Genomic DNA, 26946 nt, shown 5'->3' on the forward strand with positions numbered 1-26946 from the left:
TGGCAAACACCGGTAGCGTAATATCAGCGCGGCAATCATGGATAGGCACGATTCAAATTATTACCGCTGCTGTCTGCTGGGGTACCTTGGGGATATTCTCGACCTACCTCAACCAAAACGGCTTTAGTGGTTGGCAAATTACCATTTTACGCATTGTGACCGCCGCCTTTCTTATCCTAGTTATGCTACCAAAACTATGGCCCCATTTAATTAAGCTACGTCCAAAGCAGTGGCTTGGACTGGCTCTGCAATCGTTGATTGGCGTGCTAGGTATGTCGATCTGTTATTTTTTTGCCGTCATTTATGTCGGTGCTGGGCCTGCGGTCGCGCTGCTTTATACTGCGCCTGTTTTTAGCCTGTTGTTTTCTGCCTTTTTGCTAGGTGAGTCCATTACTCGGCAGTCGGCATTGATGGCTTTGATGGCAGTATTTGGTGTGGGCTTAACGATGCTGGGGGATGAGGCACAAATCAACTGGGGTATCGTGCTTGGGTTGCTATCTGGCGTGTGTTATTCCCTTTACGGCGTACTTGGCAAGCGCGCGATGCACTATGCCCACCCAGCCCCTTTGGTATTTTTTACCTCGATCATTATTAGTGCTGGTGTGTTGCTATTACTACCCGAGACCTATCATACTTATGAGCAGCTACTGACTTTGCCGCTGCATACGTGGGGCTATGCGTTAGGACTGTCTTTAATTGGCACAGTGGTGCCATTTGCGCTCTATATGAAAGCGTTAGAAAAACTCCCTGCCACGCGCGCATCGGTATTTACTATCTTTGAGCCGTTGACTGCCATTGCCTTGGCAATACTGCTACTACACCAATCATTGTCGTGGATTCAATACGTAGGCGTGGTACTTATTCTGTTAGCAGCTCTATTAAATGCCATGTTAAATGGTACGACCACTCGCGTGCCACGTTGGCTAAGACGACGGCAAAAACCTTCTTAGCGAAACAAAAGCCTTAGTGAAAAACTAGCGTAAAAAACGAATAAAACCCCAACCATGATGTCATCGTTGGGGTTATTTTTTGCGTAAAGGCTTATTTAAAAGTCGCGGATTTGCGCTATAAAACGTCAATTTGACCCTATTACTGCTCAATACGCTGCAAAAACGCTTGCGTGCGGGGATGCGTTGAATCTTCAAACAGCTGCTTGGCACTGCCTTCTTCGACCACATGACCATCTTCAATCAAGACCACATGATCCGCCACATCACGCGCAAAGTTAATCTCATGCGTCACGACCACCATCGTCCAACCCTCAGAGGCCAGCTGTTTCATCGTTTCAAGCACGTCTTGTACCAGTTCGGGATCGAGTGCAGAGGTCGGTTCATCGAACAACAACAGTGATGGCTCGATTGCCAACGCCCGCGCGATACCGATACGCTGCTGCTGGCCACCAGATAACTGAAACGGATAAAGATCCGCCTTGTCCGATAGTCCAACCTTCTTTAGCAATTCTAAAGCTTGCTCGCGAGCTTGCGCTTTACTCTGACCTTGTACGATAGTCGGTCCGAGCATTAAGTTTTCAATCGCGGTTTTATGCGGAAACAAATTATAAGACTGAAACACCATGCCAGACTTGCGTTGTAGTGCCAGCAGCGCTTTTTTCTTAGGTTTGGTGGCAAAATCAACCGTCAAGCTGCCATCATCAAAAGCAATAATACCTTGATCTGGAATCTCGAGCGCATTCAAGCAGCGCAAAAAAGTGGTCTTACCAGACCCTGATGGCCCGAGTATCACCACCACCTTACCTTTTTCGATGGTCAAGTCGATGCCTTTTAGCACTTGATTATGATCAAAGGCTTTGTGAATATTGGTGACTTGAATCATAAAGGTTCCTGTTGTGCTGATAATACTAAAACTGCTGGTGAATGAGTCGATGAACTACTTAGCCACGTAACGATCAAGCCTAGTTTCAAGCTTACCTTGAATAAAGGTCAAGAACAGACAAATACCCCAATATATAAACGCCGCTTCGGTATAGACCAGCATAAACTCGTAATTACGTGCGGTAATGATTTGGGCTTCTTTAAACAACTCAGTAACCAGCACCAATGAGGCCAAAGAAGTATCTTTTACCAAACTGATAAAGGTATTGGATAACGGTGGCACCGATACCCGTAGTGCTTGCGGCAAAATCACATGGCGAAAGGTTTGCAAGTATGTCAAACCAACGGTCGAGCCTGCTTCCCACTGACCTTTTGGAATGGACAAAATCGAGGCACGCACCGTCTCGGACGCATAAGCACCAATATTCAATGAAAAAGCAATAATCGCTGAAGGAAATGGATCGAGCTTGACCCCAACGCTTGGCAAGCCATAAAAGATAATAAATAGCTGCACCAGCATCGGTGTACCGCGAATGGCGGAAACATAGATGCGAGCAAGTCTATAAATGATCTTGTGAAACCAGCCTGTCCGCGGCACAATACGAATGAGCGCGACTGTTAGCGCAATCACCATACCAATAGCAAATGAGATCAATGCCAGCGGTATCGAATAATAGATACCGCCTTTGAGCATTGGCCAAAATGAATTGATAACGATTTGCGCCCGATCAGGCTCATAAACGGCAATAATGCCAATAAATCAGCTAACACCGACGTTATAGACGCTAGCATTATTTTTGTTGGCTTATATCAGCACCAAAAAACTCTTCGCTAAGCTTGGTCAATGTGCCATCTGCTTGCAACTCACCCATGGCTTCGTTCAGTTTTTCTACGACAGCATCATTACCTTTTAATAGTATCAAACCTGAACCACGCTGCTCACTTTTTGGTGCAGCCAGTTTAATCTCTAAGCCACTATCTGGGAATTTTTTGAGATAGTCTAGTACAGCAAGTTGGTCATTCATCGTAAAGTCAGCACGGTCTTGCTTCACAAGCTGAACCGCCTGCGCCATCCCATCGACAGGGACGATTTCTGCTTCATAGCGCTCTGCCATTTCACCATAGTTACTGCTTAATGATTGCGCGCTACGCAGACCCTTTAATGCTTCCCATGAGCTATAACGATTGTCATCGGTTGCCGCTAAGACGACAGCACCTGACCAGCTATAAGGCTGCGCAAGATCATACTTCGCTTGACGCTCAGGCGTCGTCAAGCTCACTTGGTTGGCAACTATATCAAAACGCTCAGAATCAAGACCTGCCAGCATCGCATCCCACTGGGTTTCTTTAAATTCGACATCGACGCCTAGCTTGTCAGCAACTGCGCGAGTCACTTCGACATCATAACCAGTTAACTGTCCGCTTTCATCATGATAAGTGAACGGAGGATAAGTGCCTTCTGTACCAACGTTGATCGTACCGCCATTGTTAATACGTTGTAGCAAATCAGAACCTTCCGCTGCAGCAGTAGCACTGGTTTCCGCTTCATTGGTAGGTGACTGACCACAAGCGGCAAGCAATACAGTACTAGCAGCAAAGGCTAAAAGATTACGACGTTTCATAAGGCGTCCTTATAAGATGAATAAATAATGTAATGAGCGGACCAAGTTAAATAAACTATAAAATATATTTTACTTTGGCTGCCCGATTTGAGGATATTATCTGCGTCTTTCAATACCATTTTATAGTATTTTTCTTCTATAAATTTTTCATAGTAAAATTATAAATAACAAAATCAAGGTTAATTGCTGGCATTTAAACAGCGTGTAGCTCATATACTATCGTACTTTGGCAAGAATAACCGTACAAAAACAGTGAGCACGCTTAAGATTGTTAAAGTTTGCCAGAGAATTGATAACGATCCCCTGCATGCCACATCTTCACAAAGGTCAATACTTTCCCTGCCGAATAAGTCTGACGACGCAGTACTAACGTCGGTGACTGCGGTGCAATTTGTAGCGCATGAGCGATCTCATCAGGTGCTGCTAAAGCTCGAATGGTATAGTTACCGCGCTCAAGTGGACTTTTAGCAATGAGATAATCGCTAGTATTTACCACGCTAAAATCTTGCTCAATGAACTCTGGTACTTTTGTCGCATCCACCCAACGCTCTTCAAACTGTATCGGCTGACCATCAGCAAAATGAATGATTTTTACTTCATATAAAACAGTCGCCTCAGTGCTATTAGTAGTGCCATCAGCGTCCTTTGCATTAGAAGATACAACCGCTTCATCAATACCAAATTTACGGCGCATCTCATTATCTAACATGCTCGCGGTAATAGCGCGTTTGCTCACCACTTGTGCCTGATAGTCACGATTGGCTGATTTTAAATCTTGAGCGATATTACGCACTTCCACAAAGGTATGATTGAACTGCTGCTGGGCAACAAACGTCCCTGACCCTTGCCTGCGCTCTAACACCCGCTCCTCGCTCAATTCTTTCAAGGCGCGGTTGACTGTCATTCGAGATACTTCAAACTCTTCTGCCAACGCCATTTCGGTGGAGATAGCTTCGCCCGCCTGCCATTTTCCAGAATGGATATTATCCAAGATGGCGTTTTTAATCCGTTGATATGCTGGAACTGTTTTTGTCATGTCACGCTTCACCTTTGTCATGCTTGTCTCTAACCTTGATTCCAACTATAGCCAGTCCAATATGAAAAAGATACAGCGGAACTGGGATGAATTTTTTGCAGTCTCTGTCGGCGTAGGCACAGCAAGCTAGAAAAACTTATACCAGTTTCGCGTTATGAAATAACGTATCCATTTTATTTAGTATCAACTATATGTGACTGTGCAGCTATAAAAGTGCGGACATAATATCATGACCATTATCATAATCACCATGAGAACAGCCTATCTAACAAAGCAACTTCATAAATAATTTAACTATTTATAAAAAAATGCTTGCATGAGAAAATAATCTTTGATAATTTGTATATACAACTTATGTTATATCAAATAATGCTACTACTAAAATGTCACCAGCAAACTGTATAGATAATCACAAGGATATGATCATGACTACCGACAATGAAATAAGCAACAACGGCACCAGCAACAGTAATGAATTTACGCGTCGTGACGAGAGTCGCAACATTGCTGCCCCGACTGGCAGTACATTAAATTGCAAAAGCTGGCTGACCGAAGCGCCTTATCGCATGCTGCAAAACAACTTACACCCTGACGTCGCTGAAAACCCAAAAAGCTTGGTTGTGTATGGCGGTATCGGACGTGCAGCTCGTAACTGGGAAAGCTATGATCAAATCCTCGCCTCTCTTAAAGAGTTAGAAGACGATGAGACTTTACTTGTACAATCTGGCAAACCGGTTGGCGTCTTTCAAACGCATGAAAATGCACCGCGCGTATTGATTGCCAACTCCAACCTTGTCCCGCGCTGGGCGACGTGGGAGCATTTCAATGAGCTTGATCGCAAAGACCTATTTATGTACGGTCAGATGACCGCTGGGAGCTGGATTTATATCGGCACCCAAGGCATCGTCCAAGGCACTTATGAGACCTTTGTGGAAGCAGGTCGTCAACATTATGAAGGCGACTGGAGCGGACGCTGGATTTTGACCGCTGGTCTTGGCGGTATGGGCGGCGCGCAACCACTAGCCGCGACCTTTGCTGGTGCGACTTCTTTAAACATCGAATGCCAGCAATCCAGCATCGATTTCCGTCTACGTACCGGTTATGTCGACAAGCAAGCAGACGACCTCGACCATGCCTACGAGTTGATCAAACAGCATACTGACGCGGGCGAAGCCGTCTCTATCGCGCTACTTGGTAATGCGGCGGATATCTTGCCTGAGATGGTTAAGCGTGCCAATGCAGGCGAGATAAAACCTGATTTGGTCACTGACCAAACCTCCGCTCATGACTTAATCAATGGCTATCTGCCAAGTGGCTGGACAGTTGAAGAATGGAGGGCAGCACAAGAAAACCCAGACCAACATACCGTATTGACCAAAGCTGCCGCTGCGTCTTGTGCCGTACATGTACAGGCCATGCTAGACCTACAAGAAATGGGTATTCCAACGACCGATTATGGTAATAACATTCGTCAAGTTGCCTTTGATGAAGGGGTGAAAAACGCTTTTAACTTCCCGGGTTTTGTCCCTGCTTATATTCGTCCGCTGTTTTGCCAAGGTAAAGGCCCATTCCGCTGGGTCGCATTATCAGGTGATCCAGAAGATATCTATAAAACCGATCAAAAAATTAAAGAGCTGTTCCCTGAAAACACCCATATTCATCGCTGGCTAGACATGGCGAAAGAACGCATTCAGTTCCAAGGCTTGCCAGCACGTATCTGCTGGTTAGGTCTGGGCGAGCGCGATAAAGCGGGCCTAGCCTTTAATGAGATGGTTAAAAATGGTGAGCTAAAAGGTCCTATCGTTATCGGTCGTGACCATTTAGATACTGGCTCTGTTGCCAGCCCAAACCGCGAAACAGAAAGTATGAAAGATGGCTCAGACGCTGTCTCTGATTGGGCACTATTAAATGGCATGCTCAATGTCGCAGGCGGTGCCACTTGGGTGTCACTCCATCATGGCGGCGGTGTGGGCATGGGCTACTCGCAGCACTCTGGCATGGTCATTGTCGCTGATGGCACAGATGCCGCTGCCAAGCGCTTAGCACGAGTACTGGTCAATGATTGCGGCTCAGGTGTGATGCGTCATGCCGATGCAGGCTATGAGCTGGCCATCAAAACAGCGAAAGACTACGGCTTAAATCTACCGATGATTAAATAGCTTGTCCTTGTCCTTATGTGCTCAAGTGGTATAAGGACATTATCAACACTTTATCAAGGACGATAATATGTCTGAACGTGATATTTTGCCCCCAGGTAGCTCCGTGCCTAGAACGCCTCTAGACAGTCCAGCACCTGCTAGCCCGCCGCCTGAAAAGCTGCTGTCAAAACCTTTCGCACTGATACAGCTAATCGTATTTAGTGCTATTGGCTTGGTGATGTTCTTTGTGCCTTTTACTATTGGTGAAAAGAGCACCATCTTATTTGATCATGGGGCAACTTATCTGGTCACTCAGCAGCACACCCTTGCGGTATTTTTACTATTTCTACTGATGATTTATGGCGTTGGCAAGCCCATTTACGATGGTTCATGGCGTAAAAATATCACCAATATGATATTAACTGCCTTTAAGATTATCGGGCTAGTACTTGCCATCCTGTATATCACTGATATGGCGCCTGCTATCATCATGGAAAAGGACATGATGCCGTTTTTGTTTGAAAAACTGGCATTACCAGTCGGTATGATTGTCCCTATTGGTGCATTAATCCTCGCTTTTTTGCTCGGTTTTGGCTTGCTGGAGATGTTTGGCGTACTCATGCAGCCTATTATGAAGCCGATTTGGAAAACGCCTGGCTCATCAGCAATTGATGCCGTTGCGTCTTTTGTTGGTAGTTATTCTATTGGGCTGCTCATTACCAATCGAGTCTTTCTGCAAAAGCAATATTCGGTTCGTGAAGCCGTCGTTATTGCTACTGGGTTTTCTACGGTATCGGCGGCCTTTATGGTCATCGTTGCCAAGACCTTAAACTTGATGGCGTTTTGGAATCTGTTTTTTTGGTCGACCCTGATTATTACCTTTATTGTCACTGCCATTACTGCCCGTATTCCGCCTATTCGAGGTTTTGATGATAGCGCCAGCCGTCCAGACTTGGACAACCAACAAGGCAATCGCTTAGCAGCAGCTTATCATTTAGGACTAGCTACCTCACGCCGTGCAACTGACCTCAAACAAATTATGTGGTCGAACTTTCGCGATGGGGTGACGATGGCGGCAGCGATTGTGCCTTCTATTATCGCGGTAGGGTTGACAGGACTTTTACTAGCCAAATATACGCCTGTCTTTGATGCGCTAGGTTTGCTCTTGTATCCATTCACTTGGGTAACCGGTATGCCCGAGCCACTAGTTGCTGCCAAAGGCATGTCAGCGGGATTGGCTGAGATGTTCTTGCCTGCCCTATTGCTAACGGAAGCTGAGGTCTTAACCCGCTATGTAGCAGGCGTCGTTTCGATTAGTAGTGTGCTGTTCTTTTCAGCGATGATTCCTTGTGTATTGGCAACTGAGATTCCGCTGTCAGTACCCAAGATGGTCATCATTTGGTTTGAGCGCGTGGTGCTTAGCATTCTAATCGCTGCACCTTTTGGACATCTAGCGATATATCTAGGCTGGTTCGGTTAGACCGACTAAAACTGGCGGGATTAGCTAAGAAAATTTAGATAGCATAGCTTTTAACGGTTTATAAACAACAACACATAAACTAAAATGTATAGACAACAAATAAAGTTAATACAGCTCATAAAATTAGGATAACTCGCATGACTGATATCAAAAAACTAACCCTACACCCTCGCCAGCTTAGCTTTGAGATGCTACGTGATATCTACGAGCAGCCTGTCATATTGACGTTACCTGACAGTGCTTATGAAGCGATAGATGCCTCACACGACGATGTACGTACCATCATTGCGCGTGATAAGAGCGCTTATGGCATCAATACCGGTTTTGGCCTATTAGCTAAAACCCGTATTAGTGACGATCAACTTGAGCTACTGCAACGTAACCTTATCGTTTCTCACTCAGTGGGTACAGGTGAGGCGCTGCCAGACAACGTGGTCAGGCTAATTATGGTGATGAAAGTCGCTAGCCTTGCGCAGGGCGTCTCTGGCGTCCGCCGCGCTGTGGTCGATAGCTTACTCGGCTTAATCAACAATCAAATTACGCCAAACATCCCTGCTAAAGGCTCAGTTGGCGCCTCTGGTGACTTAGCACCTTTATCGCATATGACGCTGGCGATGATGGGCGAAGGCGATGTCTATGTTGGCGGTAAGAAAGTCCCTGCCGCTGAGGCGTTAGCGCAGCATGGTCTTGAGCCTATCACCCTAGCAGCCAAAGAAGGTCTTGCCCTGATTAACGGTACTCAGGTCTCAACGGCATTAGCACTACGCGGTTATTTCTTAGCACGGGATCTACTTGAGACAGCCACCATCGTCGGCTCTATGTCTATTGACGCCGCCAAAGGCTCGGATGCGCCATTTGATGCCCGTATTCATGAAGTGCGTGGTCACCATGGTCAGATACAAATTGCGCAAGCCCACAGAAGCTTGATTAAAGGCAGTGCTATCCGCGCTTCGCACAATGATGAGCAAGATGATCGAGTACAAGACCCTTATTGCTTGCGCTGCCAGCCACAAGTCATGGGTGCTTGCCTTGATATCATCAACCAAGCAGGCAAGACTTTATTGATTGAATCTAATGCAGTAACGGATAACCCCCTTATTTTTAACAATGATGATGGCCCTGTTGCTATCTCAGGTGGTAACTTTCATGCCGAGCCAGTTGCCTTTGCCGCAGATATTTTAGCCTTGGCAATTGCTGAGATTGGTTCTATGTCTGAGCGCCGTGTGGCACTCTTGATTGACGCAACCTTATCAGGTGGCTTACCGCCATTTTTGGTGGAAAATGCAGGGGTGAACTCCGGCTTTATGATCGCTCACGTGACGGCAGCAGCACTCGCCTCAGAGAACAAATCCATGGCTCATCCTGGCAGCGTCGATAGCATTCCAACCTCTGCCAACCAAGAAGACCATGTATCGATGGCCACTTATAGCGCCCGCCGCCTATACGAAATGGCGCAAAATACCGCTACCATTGTTGGTATTGAGCTATTGGCTGCTGGTCAAGGTATCGACTTCCATCGTGGACTAGATACTTCAGAGCCGTTACAGACAGCGCATCAGAAACTACGCGAGCAAGTCACTTTTTATGACAAAGATCGCTACCTAGCCCCTGATATCGAAGCAGCAAAACAGCTGGTATTAGATGGCGCGCTGACAAACCATTGGCAGGCGCTGCGTAGTGATTGGTATGAGTCTAAATAAATAGCATCCTTCTATAGTAAGTGCTAAATAAAAAAGACCTTCTATAGTAAGTGCTAAATAAAAAGAGTACAGTTTTTATGGCGTGCTACTGGGATGAATTTTATGCAGCCTCTGGAGTGACGAAGTCACACAGCAAGCAAAGAAAATTTATACCAGTAGCACTGTACTTATTTTATAACGGATCGACTACACGCAAGCGATATGAATCGAAGGAGATCAGTGATGAGCCTATCAATGTCTGACACAGTCGTGAGCCACAGCGCCGCTGATATGAGTCGCTGGACAGGCCGTGCAGAGCCGTTTGAGTCTGCACGCGCCCGCTACTGGTATCAAATAGCCCAGCCTTATGCCTTTGATAGCAGCAGTCAACAAAACAACCAGCAAAACGGTCAGCGCATTGGACTGGTTGGTTTCGCTTGTGACCAAGGTGTCAGGCGCAATCAAGGACGCGTGGGAGCCAGAGCAGCGCCGCCTTTGATTCGTCAGGCATTTGCGGCACTGCCCGTCATCGCTGAGCTGCAACAACGCTTTGATGGTCAACTATCAACGCTACTGGGTGATGCAGGTGACATTCACTGTCATGATAATGATGACTTTGCCGAGCGCACCCTCGAGCAAGCTCAAGTAAAATATGCCGATAAGATAAGTGATATTATCCAGCAAGGCGGCCTACCCATTGGTCTTGGTGGCGGTCATGCCATCGCTTATGGTAGCTTTTTGGGATTGTGGCAAGCGCTGTCATCAAAAACCGATCGGCCTACTAATGACGTTAGCAATGTCAAAAACAATCTTGAAAATGTTACGAGTACAATGCCTACTATTGGCATTATTAACTTTGATGCGCATCTAGATATTCGTCAGTCTGATGTCGCCACCTCTGGTACGCCATTCCGCCAAATTGCTGAGCACCTTGAGACGCAAGGCCAGCCATTTCACTATTGCTGTATCGGCGTCAGTCGTTTTTCCAATACCGCCGCACTCTTTGACCGTGCTGAGCAGTTGGGCGTACACATTATCAGTGACGAAGATTGCACCAATAAGAAATGGAAAAAAATTGTGGCGCAAATAGAGACCTTTATCAATGACGTTGATGTCATCTATTTAACTATTGATATGGACTGCTTGCCATCGAGCGTGGTACCGGGCGTTAGTGCGCCCGCCGCTTATGGTATTGAGTTACCCTTCGTTGAGCGTGCGGTTAAACGTATCATGGCATCAGGCAAAGTAAAAATGGCTGATATTGCCGAGATTAACCCAACCTTTGATGTTGATTCACGCAGCTGTAAAGTCGCGGCTCGCCTCTTAGCCACTATTATCGAGCAGCATTTACTTTTAGTATAAATAAATCGATACAGAATAAAACTGTGATGAGTATTCATACAAGTGACTGGGATGAATTTTGCGAAGCCTTTGTCTCGCTTGCGCACAACAAGCGAGTAAAATGTATACCAGTCACGCTATCACATTTTTAAAATAAACCAACCATACAAGGCTACTGAAGTAAATTTTTCACATCCTCTGTCAGCAGCAAGAAGCGTTTTTACCAACGACACAATGTCTATTTTAAAGTGAACGGACTATGGATGGCTGCACTAAATCTATACTAATAAGTAGGAGCACATCATGACTAACACAACAAACTCTACAGACCAAATGCCTATAAACGATTCCACCCTGACATCGTTTGACTACATCATTATCAACGCCAATCTCGCCACCTTTTCAGAGCAATACGGGTTTGATATTTATAATGACAACCAAACCAACAATCAAAACAAAAGCATCCCTTACGGTCAATTAGAAAACGCCGCTATCGGTATCAAAGATGGCAAAATTGCATGGGTTGGTACGCATGAGCAAATAAAGCCGCACCTCACCCATTATAAGAACGATCAAATCAAAGACGTCAATGGCAACTGGGTCACGCCTGGACTCATCGATTGTCATACCCATATCGTTTATGGCGGTAACCGCAGCAACGAGTTCGAAGCGCGATTGCAAGGTGCCAGTTATCAAGATATCGCGGCACAAGGTGGCGGCATTGTCTCAACCGTTAGCGCCACCCGCGCAGCGAATGAGGAAGAATTGTTTGCGCAAAGTGAAAAACGTCTGCTCGCGCTCATTAAAGAAGGCGTGACCAGTGTCGAGATAAAATCTGGTTATGGGCTGGACTTAGAAACTGAACGCAAAATGCTGAAAGTCGCCCGCGCGCTCGGCGACAAACACCACATTCATGTCAGCACCACTTATCTAGCCGCCCATGCCCTACCGCCAGAGTATAAAGACAATGCCGATGACTATATTGAGCAAGTTTGTCAGTGGTTGCCAATTTTGCATAGCGAGGACTTGGTCGATGCGGTCGATGGCTTTTGTGAAAACATCGCCTTTACTGCTGAGCAGATTAAGCGCGTCTTTGACGTTGCCCGCTCGTTAGACTTGCCAGTGAAGTTGCATTCTGAGCAGCTCTCAAACATAGGTGCCAGTGCTTTAGTCGCCGATTACCAAGGGCTATCAAGCGACCATCTTGAGCACTTGGCAGAAGACGATATCAAGAAAATGGCCGCGAGCAACACAGTAGCCGTGCTATTACCAGGTGCTTTTTATACGCTGCGTGATACTAAGTTGCCACCGATTGAGATGTTGCGTAAACATCAGGTGCCGATGGCCATTTCAACCGATTGCAATCCCGGCACCTCACCGCTCACCTCGCTGTTATTAGCGATGAATATGGGCTGTACATTATTTTATCTCACTACTGAAGAAGTATTGGCAGGGACAACTGTTCATGCGGCACAAGCATTAGGTCTCGCCAACAAAGGCAAAATAGAAGTGGGCTGTGATGCTGATTTGGCATTATGGGACATCGCCCGCCCTGCTGACTTTGCTTATCAAATGGGGCTAAATCCTATTGCAGGTATTATGGTTCAAGGTAAATGGCGTGAGACGGTATAGCGAATGACCATAAACATTTAGCATAATTAAAGAAGCCCCAACCATTGAATGATTAGGGCTTCGCTATTGATAGTAGTTGATTAAAAATGAATATAGTCAATATACATTAAAAGTGTTATAACTCGACTGCTGTCATATCTGGCGTAGCGTCTATATCATCAATTGAATTTTCAAACACTGTACCCGTCTTTGCGTCTATGTTTAATTCAAATATTTGATTGTCTTTTAACACCTTAACTTCATAATAAGTTGGATGATCTATCTCATCATCGTCAATCTCAAATTCAATCTCTATAGTACGACCATCGGTTTGTTTTTCGGCAATATCGATAGCATCCGTCATCTTTATTTTTGCTTGTTGCTGAACTTGATAATCATTAATGTCGTCTTTAACAAGTTGCTCGGTTTCAGACGTTACGATCTCACCTGTCATAGCATCGACTTTTATCTCGTAGCTTGTTGTATCAGTACTGAACTCTAATTCGTAGACACTATTACCTTTCTGAGCATCACTATCTTTATCGTCCAGCTCTGCGCTGACCAAAGAGCCAGAAGCTTCTTTACTTGCTGTAGCAACTGCTTGCTTTAAGCTGACTTTAGCTGCTTGAGCCACACTTACTTCATCAGAGTGATTGGCCGCGACCACAGCGGTACTTAATGCTCCTGTCGTCATCGCCAAAGTCAGGCAAGCACCCAATGTCGTTAGTTTAAAATTTTTGAGCGTCTTTTTCATTAATCAATCCTTATAGTTAAGATGCAGTTGTTCTTATGCTACGGATATATAAAAAGGATTCTAAGGTAAAAAGGTTGCAAAATGTTGCATCTATGTATTACGAAACATTGTCTAATAGTTACCTTTTTACTATGTTTATCATAGTCTTAGGCAGTGTTATTTTGATGGACATACGGTATAATGTTACACCATTTTTTATAATGTTACTTCACCTTTCTACTTAGGTCATTTAAGCCTCTATGCTACATACGTCCCACCTAACAGACTCACTATACGATAATACTTATCACTCTTTAACGGGCGTTGATTTTGACACTATTGTTGATTTTGATACTTCTGGTTTTGATGCTAAGTCGGCATTGGCTTTTGCAAGCTTACCGCTTATCATTCAAGAGCCATTGTTACAGAGTAAACGAATTGTATTGATAGCAAACAATCCTTCAATAGATATAGCGAGCTTAGAGGCGCTGTTGCAACCTACTGATATGCTCGTCTTGTTTAATGACTTTATCCATGCAGACTTCTTTGCCAATCATCCACTAGCCAAAGATTTACCAAAGCTACTGTTTTTTAGACAAATTGGTGACAGTAAGCTGCATTTTGGTCTGCCGCCACGCAGCAATAACGTGACAGCGATGCTCGATATGACCAAGCAAGCGCCGCCTGGTATTTTGTTTGGCAACACTAACTACCAGTTTCCACTACCAGCAGACGACCCAAGTCCTCATGATGACCCCATAACGGCTAACCGAGTGCTAGAGATTCCAGAACAGGTTGATAAATTATTACGTAGTGATGAGCATTGCCGCGTATTGTCAGAACAACATGAAGTAGTAGCAGACTATCCTATCTTTACTGATATTCATTCATCCGCACCGACTTCAGGGTTTTTGTTATATCGATTATTCTTATCTACGCGCTTGCATATCCAGCAAAAACAGAGCGTTGAGACGCCGCTATCAATAGTCATGTTGGGCTTTAATAATGATGACAAAACCGCGCATTTTTGGGAAGGTCATAACTGGGCGTTTGAGCGACAAGAGCTTGCGACGCCGCCTAGAGATGTTGAAATCATTCGTCAATACTAATAGGACACTACCAGATTAAACATTTATAGTTGTTTCAGTTTAAAACTGATATAGCAAGACTGAGATAAATTTCTTGTAGCCTCTGTCTGCGCAGGCACAGCACGCAAAAGAAATTTGTACCAGTCTAGCGTATTAACGCAGTATATCTATTTTATTTAGTATCGACTATATATCTACACATAAGGCGCATCTGGACAATATGCGACGTTAATCTCAACTTCACTGGGCTGTCGATTGATAGCAATTGGCACTGTCTGCGCCTCTTGCCAGTCAATCAATTGCAGCTGCGTAAACTCTGCTAGCCATCCTGACATCGGCCAATGTTGCCATTTTCCGTAAAATCTATTGGCATTAATTACTATACTATCGAGATGATTCAGTGGTGGCCGATAAACACTGTGCTGTTGATGATAAATAACATCACCAGTTAAATAAAAGTCGATATTTAACGCGCGCGCCATAAAAGCAAAATCGGTATCTTCAGCGCCATAGCCGACATAATCCGTATCAAAACCGCCAATCCGTTCAAATTGACTGCGCATTATCGCAAAGCAAAGACTCCAAAATGCGCCATAATCTTGCGTTTTCTTAATATTAGCATTGTTTTTATCACTACTATGTTGGGTAAAGTTATGGCGATAAGGGTTAAATACGGACAGCTCATCTAAAAAGTTGACTGCCAATTTACCTTGTTGTAGCTGATGACCCTCATCATCCGTCAAAGGGCGCGTCAGATAGCGCGGCTGTCCCATCAGTAGCGCATCAGGATACGTTTGCAATTTATCATATAACCCTTCGATAAAGTCATAGGCGACGATACAATCCACATCCAAAAAAATCATATCCTCATAGGTGGCACGTGCAGCGCCAAGATTACGGTTACGACCGATATCAAATGAGGCGCTACTCGTCAATCCATGCTCAGTCGCTGTAGTCGTTGCTATCTTAATAATATTTAAATCGTATGCTGCCAGACGTTCAGGCTCAGCATCGTCATTAACGATAATCACCTCGCTTGGTTTGACGCTACCCTGCGCCAGGCTACTCAGTAGATTGTAGAGATGACGATTGCGCCCGTAGCAAGTCGTTATTACACTCACGGGAATGGTGTTATGTGCGGCGTCTTGAGCTCTGGTTGTCGTTGTCATAGAAATATTTGCTCTTATTATTATAAGCTTTTTTGTTATTTCTTATTTTTTAGGTTTTAGGTCCAACTGCGGCAATAGCCATTCTGCAAACCAAGCTTTTACGGAGACATAGTTAGCGATGCTATTCATAAAGTTTTGCGCGACCAGATTAGCTTGATGACCCGTCAAAGCAGTCTGCTCATGGTCAATCGACTTATTATTTATGGAAAGAGAATACAATAGGTTCTGAGGGTCCATACTAGAGGCTTTGGCAATAAACTGTGCCCAACTTAAAGCACGTCCTTGCTCAATAAGTGCTTCTGCCATCACTTCTTGCTCACGATGCGGACGCTCATCAGGCAGCACCACCAGCGGCGTCGCATAGTCATAGGCTTGTGCAATGCCATTCAAACCACACGCCATCAACAGTAGATCACTATAGGCAATAAATGGGGTCACATCATCTACGTGAGCCGCAATATCGACACAATGTCGTATCTCATCATTAATAGGTCCAAGAGAGACAATTATAGCGTCTGGTAGCAGTTGGCGAAGCTCTGGCAGCTTGGCATCAATCGATTCGTGCCCGCCATAACCTTTAATCACAGTGACTATATTGGTTTTAACACTGGTTTTAGCATTAGTTTGTGGATTGGTTTTATCATGCTCATAGACGGCTTCATCAGCACTTGAGTGCGAGCATAGCTGTTTTTTAGTAGTGTCATTTTCGCTGAGCGTCACAAGCTTATCTATAAACTCATCAAAGCTAGGCAAACTTTGGGCTTTGTTTGGCAAAAAATCAAGATATAGCGTTTTTTGGCGTACCCAGCCTGGCGTTGCTGCCGCTTCAAGCATCTTTGGATAAGGGGCTAATAATCCAAGCGCGCCAGCAAAGGCGTTTAAGTGCGGCATATCATCGCGCTCGCCTGCCAGCCTCACATACAAGTAAGGCACGCTAGCCGTACGGCACAACATAGCGACTTCGACACTGACATCGACAATCATCAAATCAACTTGACGCTGATAAATAGCATCAAGCAGCTGCCAACTGCGCTCTTGAATATTCTCATTGCCCACTGGCGAATAGTGCAAACTGCTTGGCTGCCAATACTTGCCTGCTCGCCCTGATAGCACATCATCTGGTCGCTCATCCTCAGCACTCAAACGTACGATTTGGGTAGCGGTTAATGCATCAAAGCGGTAACTATCGACTGGTAAGCTGGTAAACACCGTCATTTGCTGACGCAACTCTGATGGTAGCAAGGCGGCCAATTTGTCGGCTTGGCGGCAGTGTCCCGAGCCATGGTGATGAGCATAGTAGCCGATACGCATTATAAAGTGTTCCTAACAGATTAAGGCTGTCATTGTTATTAATTAGAGAATGAAAAAAGAAGAACGTTAGACAAACGCCTCTTGAATGCTATCGCTATCATCGACCGCTACTGCTTGCTCATATAAACGCAGATAACCATCAACCATCGCAGCGACGGAACAAAACTGCTCAGCGCGGGCGCGACATGCTGCTCGTGAAATGTACTGGACATCAGCAAACGCTTGTATAAATGCTTCCTTATCCATTTTGGGTACGATGACGCCTGTCTTTGGTGTGACAATCTCAGCACTTGCGCCCACATCGAAACCAATCACAGGTGTACCGCAAGCGAGGCTCTCAGCGAGCGTCAAACCATAAGGCTCATCCCAAGTACTGGTAAATAGCATGGCGGTGACTTGGCTTAATTGCTCGTTGATTTGATCTTTACTCAGATGACCGACATAATCGAATAACGGCGCATCGCTATTTTTGTCTGCCTCTAACAGTGGCGCCACATAGTCATTGAAGTACTCCTCACTACTTTTAGGTCCTGCAATGATTAGACGCTTGCCTGCTGCTTTACAGTACTCCATTGCCAAATGCGTGCCCTTTTCAATGCAAATGCGCCCATACCAAAAATATACTTCGTCATCAATTGGGTTTGTATTGGCATTAAATGACTGCACATCGATACCATTGTAAACTACATGCGAAGGTACAAACTCCTCAAACAGCTGCTGCTGATGACCACTAATCGCAGTAAACTGGGTTTGCGTGCCCAAACGTAGCGTCAATAGAGCCAGACGCAGCTGCGGAAATATCGGTGTATGAAAGGTGGTAAAGAAGCGTGCGCCAAACGCCTGTCCCATCATCATCGGTATATGATGCAAACTATGATTGTGTACCACATCAATCATACCCTGCTCATTACGTCTGATGATATCGCGCATGGCTTGCTGATAGACCAAATACTGATACAGCTCTTCACGGCTCATCCCTACCGAGTCATGCTCATCAGGGTAAACCATCTTATCAAACGCATCACGAGACATAAATGGCACCAATGTCGCACTCGTTTGGCTATCGCTATGGGCATAAAGCAATACCTCATGACCTTGAGCTACCAGCTCATCACAGATCAGCTGAGTAATCATCTCAAGACCGCCTGCATAAGGCTGCGCAATAGGATATAAAGAATGCGCGATGACCGCAATGCGTAGTACAGGAGCATACTTTGTACTTGCATGACTATAATCAGTAATGCTTGTTATATCGGTGGGGCGAGATAGCATAACGAGTCCAACATAAATTAAAAGGATAAATACCAAAAGTTTTTAATATTATTAGCTTTGAGTAAAGACAACTACGGATTGTTTTTTGACTTATTGATACTGACTGTTTGCGGTTGAGATAAACCTTTAGCAAAGGTAGTTTTAATCGCTACCGTTTTATTGGTCGCAAAGCTCTTCTCATAGCCATAATTAACCAGCATTACCTTGGCAGCCCATATTTTCAAAATACAGACTGTCATCGCGCAGCCAAATAACCACGGTGAATACAATAATGAAAATGGCGATACAATGATAGCTGTGGTTATATTTAGCATTAGTAGCACTTTAGGCATTGCCATCAGGTTAGCCGCATAAACGGACGTGCGTGTACGTACAAGCGCTTGCTTAGGTGTACAGATAAAGGGCTTTTTTTGACCCCAAAGCACAGGCCACCATGACAAAGCACCAAGCTCCCAGAAATTCAGATGTAACGCCCAAGCTCGAAGTCGACTGCCTAAGCTTGGTGCCACGCCATCGTCAGTCTGCTGATTCAGCGGAGCATTATCTTGCATATATGCCCATAAGCGCCTACCCAAAAATACTGCATAGCTTGCGTACACCGCATATAAAGGCGTAAGCAAAGCATGAATATTGAGACTGGTACTAAGCAGTAGCGCACCTGTGATAATAAGTAGCGTCAACAACTGCAGTACAATAAATATGCCTGTAAAGTTCACCCATGCGCTCAGTTGTGATACATGTGCACCCATATAGGCTAGGCGCTCACTAAGTTTCTTACTTGTAGATGAGCTTGGTGTAGATGAATTTGATACCGTAGAAAAGTAAGTATTTAGCACCTGCATATTACCGTAGATCCAACGACGACGCTGACTCATCAAATCATGTAAGGTAGTCGGTAACAGACCTGTCGCAATGACTTCAGGTATAAACCGAGTACGCAAACCGCGACCATGCATCAGCACTCCCATCTGTGCGTCTTCGGTAATCGACGCACCTGACCAACCGCCCATCGCGAGCAGCGCACGGCGACGAATAACGGCATAAGTCCCTGTCGATAGTGCACGCTGACGGTTAAATGAGCGATACAAATGATGGTTAAAGTAATGGTTTAATTCGCTATGGACATCTTCTTTTCCCGCATCACGGTAAAACTGCGGAAACTGTAATAGTGCATGGTCTGGGTAACGCTCAATGGCCTTTGCAATAGATATGCGCGCCTGCGGTAATGCTTGATAGTCACTATCGACCACAACCACGTGACTACATTCAGGATCCATAAGACCCAGTGCCAGATTGAGCGCACCAGCTTTAAAGCCAGCCACCGCATCGATATGATAAAAATGTACATTATGACGCGCATCAAGACTGGCACAAAACTGTGCCAAAGGCTCATACAAGGACGTTTGAGCATGGTTATTATCGACGATTAAAATCTCATCGTCGTCCGCTTTGATTGCCAATAATGATTTAATAGTATCAATGACCATTTGTGCTGGCTCAGCACGGGTCATTAGCTGAAAGCTTAAACGTACAGGCGCTTTTTTATTGTTCTGTTTATTATTTAACGCACTTTTATAGGTTTGGCTATTTTTCTTATTTAAAATAGTTTTATTGAAATTGTCATCTCTGAAAATTTCACTATGCTCGCTTCTGGCTCGTCTGTTGATTGGTATTGCAGAATCATCTAATCTACGAACCTTTAATGTATTATTCTTGGTTAAATTCAAGCCAGTCACATTCTCTCTTATGTCACTTATCCCAGTATGTTGGTTTGTACCTATCTCTGTTATATCCACTCTTTTCATACCAGCTCTCCTTCTTGTATCTTCTGCTATAACGTTCCTTTTTATAGCACTCTGTCTTATGGCCTCCTCACTCATAGATAACGGCGTTTTTGTAAAATAGTTTATCTCGTTAATGCCCATGTCTTGTTCCTGTGTTTACCCATTAACTTAAAAGAAGATTAAGACAAAAATAGAAACGTTTCGGTCTCCATTGTTGTGACAATTTATCTACTAGTGAGAGGGTCAACGCATGTATTTATATCTGCTTCATTGACACTCAGTTTTTACTTATATATAAATTTTTCTGAGCAGTGTTTGTAGTTATTCTTACCAACTATGTGTCTGTAGTTTTATAATAATTGAAAAAAAATAATTGAGTTTACGTATGAAATGTACATAACAACCTAGTAGTGTAACGTCTCGTAAATATTGTAAAAGTCTTGCTATATTAGCTATTTAGCGTCCATATAAACTCAGTTATCGTCTTTACCATATTGAGAGTACTGCTTGTCGTTTAATCTTTATAAACAACACCAGACATTATTCTAGCAACCATCTATTTAATGTTTTTACAAAATATTTAGGTGACGTTTGACCTATTGAAAACTTGTCTTACGGTCTTATTTTGCACAAAAAAATACCGCAACTATTAGACATAGCAGCGGTATTTATGTTTATTGTCGCTTAGCCAAATGTGGCTGGTTTATAGGACAAGTTAACTTGTATTCTAAGTTAGTTTAAAACGCCATAAGCCACTAGTGCATCAGCGACACGTTTAAAGCCTACAATATTGGCTCCTGCCATATAATCTATGTAGCCATTATCAGTCTGACCATACTTTTCTGATGCGTCAGCTGCACAGTCATGAATGTCTTTCATGATAAGCTTTAGACGCTCATCAATTTGCTCAAAACTCTTATATTGACGGACTGAGTTTTGTGACATCTCAAGCGCTGACACGGCAACCCCGCCCGCATTGGCGGCCTTGCCTGGTGCGTAGTGCACGCGATGTAGACAAATATAATCAACCGCTTTAGCAGTCAGTGGCATATTAGCGCCTTCAACGACATATTTGATGCCATTTTCAACCATAAGCTTGGCATCCTCTTCGTCAATCTCGTTTTGAGTCGCTGATGGTATCGCAATATCTCCTTTGATGTGCCATGGTTTTTGACCCTCGAACCACTCACCGCCATGGACATCAACGTAGTCAGACAGTGGTTTGCTTTGTTCTTTTTGTTTTTTTAGCCAATCAATCTTTTCTTGATTAAAGCCCTTTTCATCATACAAGGTGCCTTTTGAGTCAGACACCGTAATTGCGACGCCTCCGAGCATACAGACTTTTTCAGCAGCATGTAGTGAGACATTACCCGCGCCTGATATTAATACCTTTTTACCTTTGATAATTTCATTTTGCGCTGTAAGCATATTTTCTAAAAAGTAGACGGCACCATAGCCTGTGGCCTCTGTACGCACTAAGCTGCCACCAAAACCCACGCCTTTACCAGTTAATACACCGCCATGCTCATGGGTCAAGTTTTTGTACATTGCAAACATGTAGCTCACTTCACGGCCCCCAACGCCAATATCACCAGCTGGTACGTCAACGTCCTTATTCACATAGTGATGCAGCTCACGCATAAAGGCATAACAAAATCGACGAATCTCGCTATCTGACTTTCCTTTAGGATCAAAGTCTGAGCCACCTTTGCCACCGCCCATAGGTAGACCTGTTAAGGCATTTTTGAATATTTGTTCAAAGCCTAAGAACTTTAACACGGATTGGTTGACAGTGGGATGGAACCTGACGCCGCCCTTATAAGGGCCTAAAGCATTACTGAACTGTACACGCCAGCCGCGATTGACTTGGACCTCTCCTTTGTCATTTTCCCAATTGATACGAAAAGCAATAACGCGGTCAGGCTCTACTAGACGCTCAAATATTTTGAATTTTTCGTATTGAGGATGAGCATCATATAAAGGGGCAATGGTAAGTGCAACTTCCTTAACCGCTTGAATAAACTCAGGTTGATGGGCGTAGCGTGCTTCAATCTTTTCGATGGCCTGACTAATACTCATATATCTTCCTTAACTATAAAACGTGTGGTCGTGCTGAATTACATCCCTACAATGCAGCCGTCAAAGGATGGCTATATTGTAGATACTGATGCAGGATTGGTTTTTTTTGTGCAGTAAATAAAAGGCTTGCGGATTTAAAAGCCCATAAGTTAAGCAACCGATAGGCGTCGTGACATTGATAGATTAGATCTATTACACATTACTTTGAAACTACGGTTTGAAAATACTGATTGTGCATAGATGGGATAGATATGACAAAGACAGTAATTATAGTGCGCAGCGTATACGGTCAGAACGGCTGGTTGCTTGATAGCTCTTATTTAATTTACCTTGCTACTGAAAAAAGTCAATCCCGTATTGCAATATAAATGCTACCAATTATGAATAGCTCTAACTTTAGGTGAAACTCATCCTGATGTATCTCATTGATTCTTATGCAATATTAGACTAAAAAATAGTATGAACGGTATGAAATACAAAATAAATGGCAAAAAATTTGGCTTAATCTTGATAATTCTATATCAATATAATAAGTATGGGTTTATAATAACCACATTGTCAGTAGGGTATTATAATCGTTTACCTGAGTACAATGCTCCTTTTTAACTTTACCAATAAATGGCGTATGACCATTTAACTATGAAGGATTGTGAGATATCTATGCGTACAGATACATTCCAACAAATACTAGAAGACCTTAATAGCTCATCAGCAGATGTCGAGGCGTCTGCTCTAATCTCAAACGATGGCTTAATGATAGCTTCAGCGTTACCAACAGGCATCGATGAAGACCGCGTAGGTGCTATGTCAGCAGCGCTTTTATCGCTAGGAGATCGTGCAGGTCGCGAGTTGGCTCGGGGCAGTATTGACCGAATTATGATTCAAGGTGAAAAAGGCTACGTAATCACGACCTCATCGGGTGATGAAGCAGTCCTTACGATTATGGCCAAGCCAAATGCCAAACTTGGATTGATTTTTTTGGATATTAAGCGCGCATCAGAAGCACTTGCAAAGCTTATCTAAACAGACTTAGATAACCAAAAATTTAGAACAGTAAATATAGGAAATACTTATGGGCTCTCCACTTTTAGATGCTGTAAAGCCTGACGTGCCAGCCGAAAAAGTTAGCATAACCTATCATGACGATGTCTCACGCAGCGTTTATGACTCAGGGATTGAGCGTCCCTATCCTGATGGCAAGCTTATCGTCTCACGTACAGACTTGGACGGTCATCTTACCCATGTAAACGATGCATTTGTCGAAATTAGTGGCTATACGATAGATGAGCTAATCGGTCAACAGCACTATATATTGCGCCATCCTGATATGCCAAAGGCCGCCTACCAAGATTTATGGCAGACGGTAAAATCAGGACAAAAATGGCATGGCTACGTCAAAAACCTGTGTAAAGATGGTAGCCACTATTGGGTATATGCAACGGTCGTTCCTAATATACGCCGCGGACAGACCGTCGGTTATACCTCTGTACGCCGTAAGCCTTCACGCAGCAAGATAGAAGCTGCGATCGCACAATATGCCCACATGAAACAAAATGAGGAAGGTTAAACCATGAATGAAAAGACATATAACCTATTAATCGCTCCTGATTTTTCGCCTGATCGTTTTGCAGGCTGGCACATGTTTAATACCTTGATTCAAAAGCGTGCCCACATTCACTTGCATCTCAACACGCCCACCTCTCATGCTGAGCAAGAAGAGATGGTCGATGCCGGTGACATACATATTATCTATGCCAACCCCTTTGACGCTGCTGCTTTGATTCGCGAAAAAGGCTATCGCGCCATCGCTCGCCCAATCGGAAAATCTGATGAAATGGTAATTGCAGCGTCCGCCAATAGTGATATTAAACGCTTAGAAGATTTGACCAAAGGCGCGTCTATCGCTATGGCAGACAACCGCGATGTAAAGCTTATCGGTCTGCGTTTATTAGAAGCCGTGGATTTAGAAGAAGCGGATCTCAGTTGGGAGGTGACCGAAAACTATCAAGCGGCGGCAAGGCAAGTCATCAAAGGTGAGGCTCAAGTGGCGTTTTTCTTAGCAGAAATATTTCATAGCTTCTCACGTTTGACCAAAGCGCAACTGTCGGTGCTGATCGAAAGTGATCTGGCAGATATTAGCCATGTATTGCTGATTAAAGACGACTTCGCTGATGAAAAAGCACTAAGTCAAGCGATACTAACTTTTCATCAAGATGATAGCGGTAAAGAAGCACTGACTGAGCTTGGTATGCCGCAGGGATTTGAGGCAATGAGCGAAGAAGATGGCGAGTTTATGTTAGATCTTATGGAAACCTTGCTCGATTAAGCGTCAAAACCATCATACCTCTTATATTTAGGACACCGTTATGGATGATTTATCTGCAACTGACGATTTATCGTTGTCTAAAGATAGCGAGATGACTGCCCGTCATACGTATCGTTATTATGCACGAAAAATCTTTGCCGATCCTAATAATCGCTACTATCACGAACAGCGTATCAACGCCGCGTTGCTACTCGACGAAAAAGAACCCCTACAAGGCGCGGTCGCTGACTTTTTCTTTGGCTGTTGGTATGACATTCCTTACGATGTCAAAGGTATCTTTGCCCGTATCCAAGGTCGCCTGCACCCGCAGATAGAACATGCTTTTCATAACTGTATCAACAAGCTCGATTACATAAAGCACAGTAGTGAGTTTGCGACGCGCTGGAGCGTGCTGGTGACACCATCGTTAAACGTGCAAACCCATCGTTTACGTATCAGTAGCGACGATGCAAAAGAAATCGCTAAAAATATTACCACTGAGCTGATGAGTGCGCGTGCTGCGGCAGACTGGAGTACGATTGAACAAGTTGAACGCGAGTTTTTTGCCCACTGTTTGGCCTGTACTGATCGCTTGGCTTTTTCCATCGTTTGGTTTGGTTTGGGCAAAAGTGATTGGCAGTTTGATGAGCGCTGGCGTAACTGCCAGCAACAACTAGAACAAACTGGCTCTACACTCCTAAAAAGTACGCAAAACTTAGACACTCAATCAAGCGTATAGCCGTTACTTACCCATTTTTTACTCATTTTGTCAAAGAGAACGTTTTTATGTCCATTTTTGATAATGCTGACAAAACCTATATTACTTTAACCCCTGCTGGTGTATTCGAGGCTTTTTCTCAACACAAACCAACCGCCCAGCAGCTAGCGCTACAAGCGCTCCTATCCTATCGCGAAACGATGCTGGTCGCAGTATGGTTAGAGGAATACTCAGAGCGCTGGCTAAATAGCTTCGTTGAGCAAGGGTTTATCGAAAAGCTATCTACTTTTTTGCCCGCGCCCAATCTACCACTTGATCAGTTTTTGCCGTATGTGGTCGCAAGCTTATCTGGTAAGCGCCGTGCTGCTATAGCCTCAGATGAAGGGTTTTGCCTAGCGCGCATTGGCTACAGCCAAGAAGAAGCGGACATGTTAAGCGTAGCAGCCGCAGATTTTTCTGGGTTTATGCTACGTCAAAAGCAGCGCGGCTGGGCGATTGAAAGCCAAGCGATATCTTTTTTTCAGCAAGTAGATTTATTAATACCTGAGACCAGCTTTGTATTTTTGTGGATCGATGGCGACGGTTACGCCCTGATCATCGATGGTGAACCCTTGACTAACAACCGAGCCTTTGTTGAGCTAATCTGGGGAATCAAAACCTCTGGGCTAAGATTTGACAGCTCGATTTGATAGCTTAAATTAACAATACTAGAAGTTATAGCAAGTTAAGAGTGTCAAGTGTCGAATATAAACTACGGCAGATGCTACATTCCTTTAGATTGACTAATATATAAACGAAACTTAAGAATGATAAATTGAACTTTACTAATTGATATAACTAAGCTACTGATAGTGTTTATATATGGTTGCCGATTGAAAAACCATTAGAATAAATTTATGAAAAAGATAAGATTTTAAAAAGAAACATAAAATTACAATGTAATTTATATTAACAATTAATAAAACTATGTATTAAATATAATCAATTGCTTTTCTAATTGGTTATAACTTATGCAGTACAGCTTTATAATTTACTTGTTAATCATTAACCTTGATCTGTAAGTATGATTTTTTGCCATTGCTGCCGTGTAATTTTGTATAAAACATGCTCAGCAAGTCGGTGATTAGCATCAAGCATGGGGTGATAAAAGTTCTCTTGTGTATCGCTCATACCAATGCGCTGCATAATCAATTGCGAGTGTTCATTGATAACAGCAGTAAAGGCAACGACCTCATCAAGCTCTAATTCTTCAAATGCAAACCTTAACGAAGCTCGTGCCGCCTCAGTGGCATAACCTTGTCTCCAATAGTCTTTATGCAATCGCCAACCAATCTCCACGTTGGGCGCAAAAGGCATATCAGCATGTGCTGCATTTAAGCCGACCATCCCAATAAAAGCATCGCTCTTTTTTAAGCTGACCGCCCAAAACCCCCAGCCATTGTCTTCAATAAGCTGCTGGCACTTCTTGGCTATCACATCGCTCAATGTTGGTGATAATAGCTTGGGAAAGTATTTCATTACCTCAGGATCTGCATTCATCTTAGCAAACACCGCAAAGTCGCTTGACTGCCACTGCCTGAGGTAGAGCCGTTCTGTTGTTAATACCGTTTGCGTCATGATATTTTGTCTGCTTCGTTCAATTTTTAACTCCCCTGACATCTAGTGCATTCTGCACTATTAGTAAACTTTATCATTAAACATTCACTTTATACTTCAAATCACGCGCCTCATCAGTCATCCCGAGAAAC

The 26946-nt window shown here is 44.0% G+C and carries 23 protein-coding genes; 12 read left to right on the plus strand and 11 right to left on the minus strand.

All coding sequences use genetic code 11. From position 1 onward, the window contains the following. Positions 1–950: DMT family transporter (locus PENNN9_RS08670; protein ID WP_197409093.1), on the plus strand; the 950-nt coding region annotated here is incomplete at its 5' end. Between the two features lie 139 nt (positions 951–1089). Here PENNN9_RS08670 and PENNN9_RS08675 read toward each other — a convergent pair. The 4 genes from PENNN9_RS08675 to PENNN9_RS08690 form a co-directional block, all read right to left on the minus strand. After that, entirely contained in the window at positions 1090–1833 is a 744-nt protein-coding gene (locus PENNN9_RS08675; protein ID WP_058369303.1) for an amino acid ABC transporter ATP-binding protein, read from the minus strand. A 54-nt stretch (positions 1834–1887) separates the two neighbouring features. Further along, positions 1888–2526 (minus strand): amino acid ABC transporter permease, encoded by a 639-nt coding sequence (locus PENNN9_RS08680; RefSeq protein ID WP_227511773.1) that lies wholly within the window; start codon positions 2524–2526, stop codon positions 1888–1890. Positions 2527–2623: 97 nt separating this feature from the next. Next, positions 2624–3454: an amino acid ABC transporter substrate-binding protein gene (locus tag PENNN9_RS08685; protein ID WP_058369304.1), complete on the minus strand. Its 831-nt coding sequence runs from the start codon at positions 3452–3454 to the stop codon at positions 2624–2626. A 271-nt stretch (positions 3455–3725) separates the two neighbouring features. Then, positions 3726–4490, minus strand: coding sequence for a UTRA domain-containing protein (locus PENNN9_RS08690; protein WP_075102983.1), 765 nt, complete (start codon positions 4488–4490; stop codon positions 3726–3728). A 425-nt stretch (positions 4491–4915) separates the two neighbouring features. Between PENNN9_RS08690 and hutU the strand changes: the two genes are divergently transcribed. From hutU to hutI, 5 genes are all read left to right on the plus strand, one after another. Next, complete coding sequence (hutU, locus tag PENNN9_RS08695) at positions 4916–6649, plus strand: urocanate hydratase (protein ID WP_058369306.1); 1734 nt, start codon at positions 4916–4918, stop codon at positions 6647–6649. A 67-nt stretch (positions 6650–6716) separates the two neighbouring features. Next, entirely contained in the window at positions 6717–8108 is a 1392-nt protein-coding gene (locus PENNN9_RS08700; protein ID WP_058369307.1) for a YjiH family protein, read from the plus strand. Positions 8109–8245: 137 nt separating this feature from the next. Beyond that, the gene (gene hutH / locus PENNN9_RS08705; RefSeq protein WP_058369308.1) at positions 8246–9808 is read left to right on the plus strand and encodes a histidine ammonia-lyase; all 1563 of its coding nucleotides are present in this window, start codon (positions 8246–8248) and stop codon (positions 9806–9808) included. A 234-nt stretch (positions 9809–10042) separates the two neighbouring features. Then, complete coding sequence (gene hutG, locus PENNN9_RS08710) at positions 10043–11149, plus strand: formimidoylglutamase (protein WP_058369324.1); 1107 nt, start codon at positions 10043–10045, stop codon at positions 11147–11149. Between the two features lie 282 nt (positions 11150–11431). Then, positions 11432–12760 carry an imidazolonepropionase gene (hutI, locus tag PENNN9_RS08715; RefSeq protein ID WP_058369309.1) on the plus strand — a complete coding sequence of 443 codons (1329 nt, stop codon included), beginning with the start codon at positions 11432–11434 and terminating at the stop codon, positions 12758–12760. Positions 12761–12875: 115 nt separating this feature from the next. On the opposite strand, the gene PENNN9_RS08720 is transcribed toward hutI, so the two are convergent. Beyond that, positions 12876–13493 carry a PepSY domain-containing protein gene (locus PENNN9_RS08720; RefSeq protein WP_058369310.1) on the minus strand — a complete coding sequence of 206 codons (618 nt, stop codon included), beginning with the start codon at positions 13491–13493 and terminating at the stop codon, positions 12876–12878. Positions 13494–13732: 239 nt separating this feature from the next. On the opposite strand from PENNN9_RS08720, the gene PENNN9_RS08725 reads away from it, so the two are divergent. Next, positions 13733–14581, plus strand: a complete 849-nt coding sequence (locus tag PENNN9_RS08725) for a hypothetical protein (protein WP_058369311.1) — start codon at positions 13733–13735, stop codon at positions 14579–14581. Positions 14582–14754: 173 nt separating this feature from the next. Here the strand turns inward: PENNN9_RS08725 and PENNN9_RS08730 are convergent, their stop codons facing one another. The 5 genes from PENNN9_RS08730 to gdhA form a co-directional block, all read right to left on the minus strand. Continuing rightward, positions 14755–15729: a glycosyltransferase family 2 protein gene (locus PENNN9_RS08730; RefSeq protein WP_058369312.1), complete on the minus strand. Its 975-nt coding sequence runs from the start codon at positions 15727–15729 to the stop codon at positions 14755–14757. Between the two features lie 42 nt (positions 15730–15771). Continuing rightward, the gene (locus PENNN9_RS08735; RefSeq protein WP_058369313.1) at positions 15772–17040 is read right to left on the minus strand and encodes a hypothetical protein; all 1269 of its coding nucleotides are present in this window, start codon (positions 17038–17040) and stop codon (positions 15772–15774) included. Between the two features lie 66 nt (positions 17041–17106). Further along, positions 17107–18312 carry a glycosyltransferase gene (locus tag PENNN9_RS08740; RefSeq protein WP_058369314.1) on the minus strand — a complete coding sequence of 402 codons (1206 nt, stop codon included), beginning with the start codon at positions 18310–18312 and terminating at the stop codon, positions 17107–17109. A 71-nt stretch (positions 18313–18383) separates the two neighbouring features. Continuing rightward, complete coding sequence (locus PENNN9_RS08745; protein WP_058369315.1) at positions 18384–20117, minus strand: glycosyltransferase family 2 protein; 1734 nt, start codon at positions 20115–20117, stop codon at positions 18384–18386. 711 nt (positions 20118–20828) lie between these two features. Beyond that, positions 20829–22175, minus strand: a complete 1347-nt coding sequence (gdhA, locus tag PENNN9_RS08750; RefSeq protein ID WP_058369316.1) for an NADP-specific glutamate dehydrogenase — start codon at positions 22173–22175, stop codon at positions 20829–20831. A 660-nt stretch (positions 22176–22835) separates the two neighbouring features. On the opposite strand from gdhA, the gene PENNN9_RS08755 reads away from it, so the two are divergent. Genes PENNN9_RS08755 through PENNN9_RS08775 form a run of 5 tightly spaced genes read left to right on the plus strand, consistent with a single transcriptional unit; the run spans position 22836 to position 25887 of the window. Next, positions 22836–23198 carry a roadblock/LC7 domain-containing protein gene (locus PENNN9_RS08755; RefSeq protein ID WP_058369317.1) on the plus strand — a complete coding sequence of 121 codons (363 nt, stop codon included), beginning with the start codon at positions 22836–22838 and terminating at the stop codon, positions 23196–23198. Between the two features lie 49 nt (positions 23199–23247). After that, complete coding sequence (locus PENNN9_RS08760) at positions 23248–23742, plus strand: PAS domain-containing protein (protein WP_058369318.1); 495 nt, start codon at positions 23248–23250, stop codon at positions 23740–23742. A 3-nt stretch (positions 23743–23745) separates the two neighbouring features. Further along, complete coding sequence (locus PENNN9_RS08765; RefSeq protein ID WP_058369319.1) at positions 23746–24501, plus strand: phosphate/phosphite/phosphonate ABC transporter substrate-binding protein; 756 nt, start codon at positions 23746–23748, stop codon at positions 24499–24501. A 40-nt stretch (positions 24502–24541) separates the two neighbouring features. Beyond that, positions 24542–25219, plus strand: coding sequence for a hypothetical protein (locus tag PENNN9_RS08770; RefSeq protein ID WP_058369320.1), 678 nt, complete (start codon positions 24542–24544; stop codon positions 25217–25219). A 47-nt stretch (positions 25220–25266) separates the two neighbouring features. Beyond that, positions 25267–25887 carry a hypothetical protein gene (locus PENNN9_RS08775; RefSeq protein ID WP_058369321.1) on the plus strand — a complete coding sequence of 207 codons (621 nt, stop codon included), beginning with the start codon at positions 25267–25269 and terminating at the stop codon, positions 25885–25887. 355 nt (positions 25888–26242) lie between these two features. Here the strand turns inward: PENNN9_RS08775 and PENNN9_RS08780 are convergent, their stop codons facing one another. Continuing rightward, entirely contained in the window at positions 26243–26815 is a 573-nt protein-coding gene (locus PENNN9_RS08780; RefSeq protein WP_058369322.1) for a GNAT family N-acetyltransferase, read from the minus strand. Positions 26816–26946: the final 131 nt, after the last annotated feature.

Source organism: Psychrobacter sp. ENNN9_III (genome assembly GCF_001462175.1).
Classification (GTDB): Bacteria; Pseudomonadota; Gammaproteobacteria; order Pseudomonadales; family Moraxellaceae; genus Psychrobacter.

Coding starts and splice junctions, on each gene's coding strand:
- PENNN9_RS08770 (WP_058369320.1), top strand. CDS start 24,542: ATGGATGATTTATCTGCAACTGACGATTTATCGTTGTCTAAAGATAGC.
- PENNN9_RS08760 (WP_058369318.1), top strand. CDS start 23,248: ATGGGCTCTCCACTTTTAGATGCTGTAAAGCCTGACGTGCCAGCCGAA.
- hutU (WP_058369306.1), top strand. CDS start 4,916: ATGACTACCGACAATGAAATAAGCAACAACGGCACCAGCAACAGTAAT.
- PENNN9_RS08745 (WP_058369315.1), bottom strand. CDS start 20,117: ATGAAAAGAGTGGATATAACAGAGATAGGTACAAACCAACATACTGGG.
- PENNN9_RS08755 (WP_058369317.1), top strand. CDS start 22,836: ATGCGTACAGATACATTCCAACAAATACTAGAAGACCTTAATAGCTCA.
- PENNN9_RS08675 (WP_058369303.1), bottom strand. CDS start 1,833: ATGATTCAAGTCACCAATATTCACAAAGCCTTTGATCATAATCAAGTG.
- hutH (WP_058369308.1), top strand. CDS start 8,246: ATGACTGATATCAAAAAACTAACCCTACACCCTCGCCAGCTTAGCTTT.
- PENNN9_RS08720 (WP_058369310.1), bottom strand. CDS start 13,493: ATGAAAAAGACGCTCAAAAATTTTAAACTAACGACATTGGGTGCTTGC.
- PENNN9_RS08740 (WP_058369314.1), bottom strand. CDS start 18,312: ATGCTATCTCGCCCCACCGATATAACAAGCATTACTGATTATAGTCAT.
- PENNN9_RS08765 (WP_058369319.1), top strand. CDS start 23,746: ATGAATGAAAAGACATATAACCTATTAATCGCTCCTGATTTTTCGCCT.
- PENNN9_RS08685 (WP_058369304.1), bottom strand. CDS start 3,454: ATGAAACGTCGTAATCTTTTAGCCTTTGCTGCTAGTACTGTATTGCTT.
- PENNN9_RS08775 (WP_058369321.1), top strand. CDS start 25,267: ATGTCCATTTTTGATAATGCTGACAAAACCTATATTACTTTAACCCCT.
- PENNN9_RS08725 (WP_058369311.1), top strand. CDS start 13,733: ATGCTACATACGTCCCACCTAACAGACTCACTATACGATAATACTTAT.
- PENNN9_RS08780 (WP_058369322.1), bottom strand. CDS start 26,815: ATGACGCAAACGGTATTAACAACAGAACGGCTCTACCTCAGGCAGTGG.
- gdhA (WP_058369316.1), bottom strand. CDS start 22,175: ATGAGTATTAGTCAGGCCATCGAAAAGATTGAAGCACGCTACGCCCAT.
- PENNN9_RS08700 (WP_058369307.1), top strand. CDS start 6,717: ATGTCTGAACGTGATATTTTGCCCCCAGGTAGCTCCGTGCCTAGAACG.
- hutI (WP_058369309.1), top strand. CDS start 11,432: ATGACTAACACAACAAACTCTACAGACCAAATGCCTATAAACGATTCC.
- PENNN9_RS08690 (WP_075102983.1), bottom strand. CDS start 4,490: ATGACAAAAACAGTTCCAGCATATCAACGGATTAAAAACGCCATCTTG.
- PENNN9_RS08680 (WP_227511773.1), bottom strand. CDS start 2,526: ATGCTCAAAGGCGGTATCTATTATTCGATACCGCTGGCATTGATCTCA.
- PENNN9_RS08730 (WP_058369312.1), bottom strand. CDS start 15,729: ATGACAACGACAACCAGAGCTCAAGACGCCGCACATAACACCATTCCC.
- PENNN9_RS08735 (WP_058369313.1), bottom strand. CDS start 17,040: ATGCGTATCGGCTACTATGCTCATCACCATGGCTCGGGACACTGCCGC.
- hutG (WP_058369324.1), top strand. CDS start 10,043: ATGTCTGACACAGTCGTGAGCCACAGCGCCGCTGATATGAGTCGCTGG.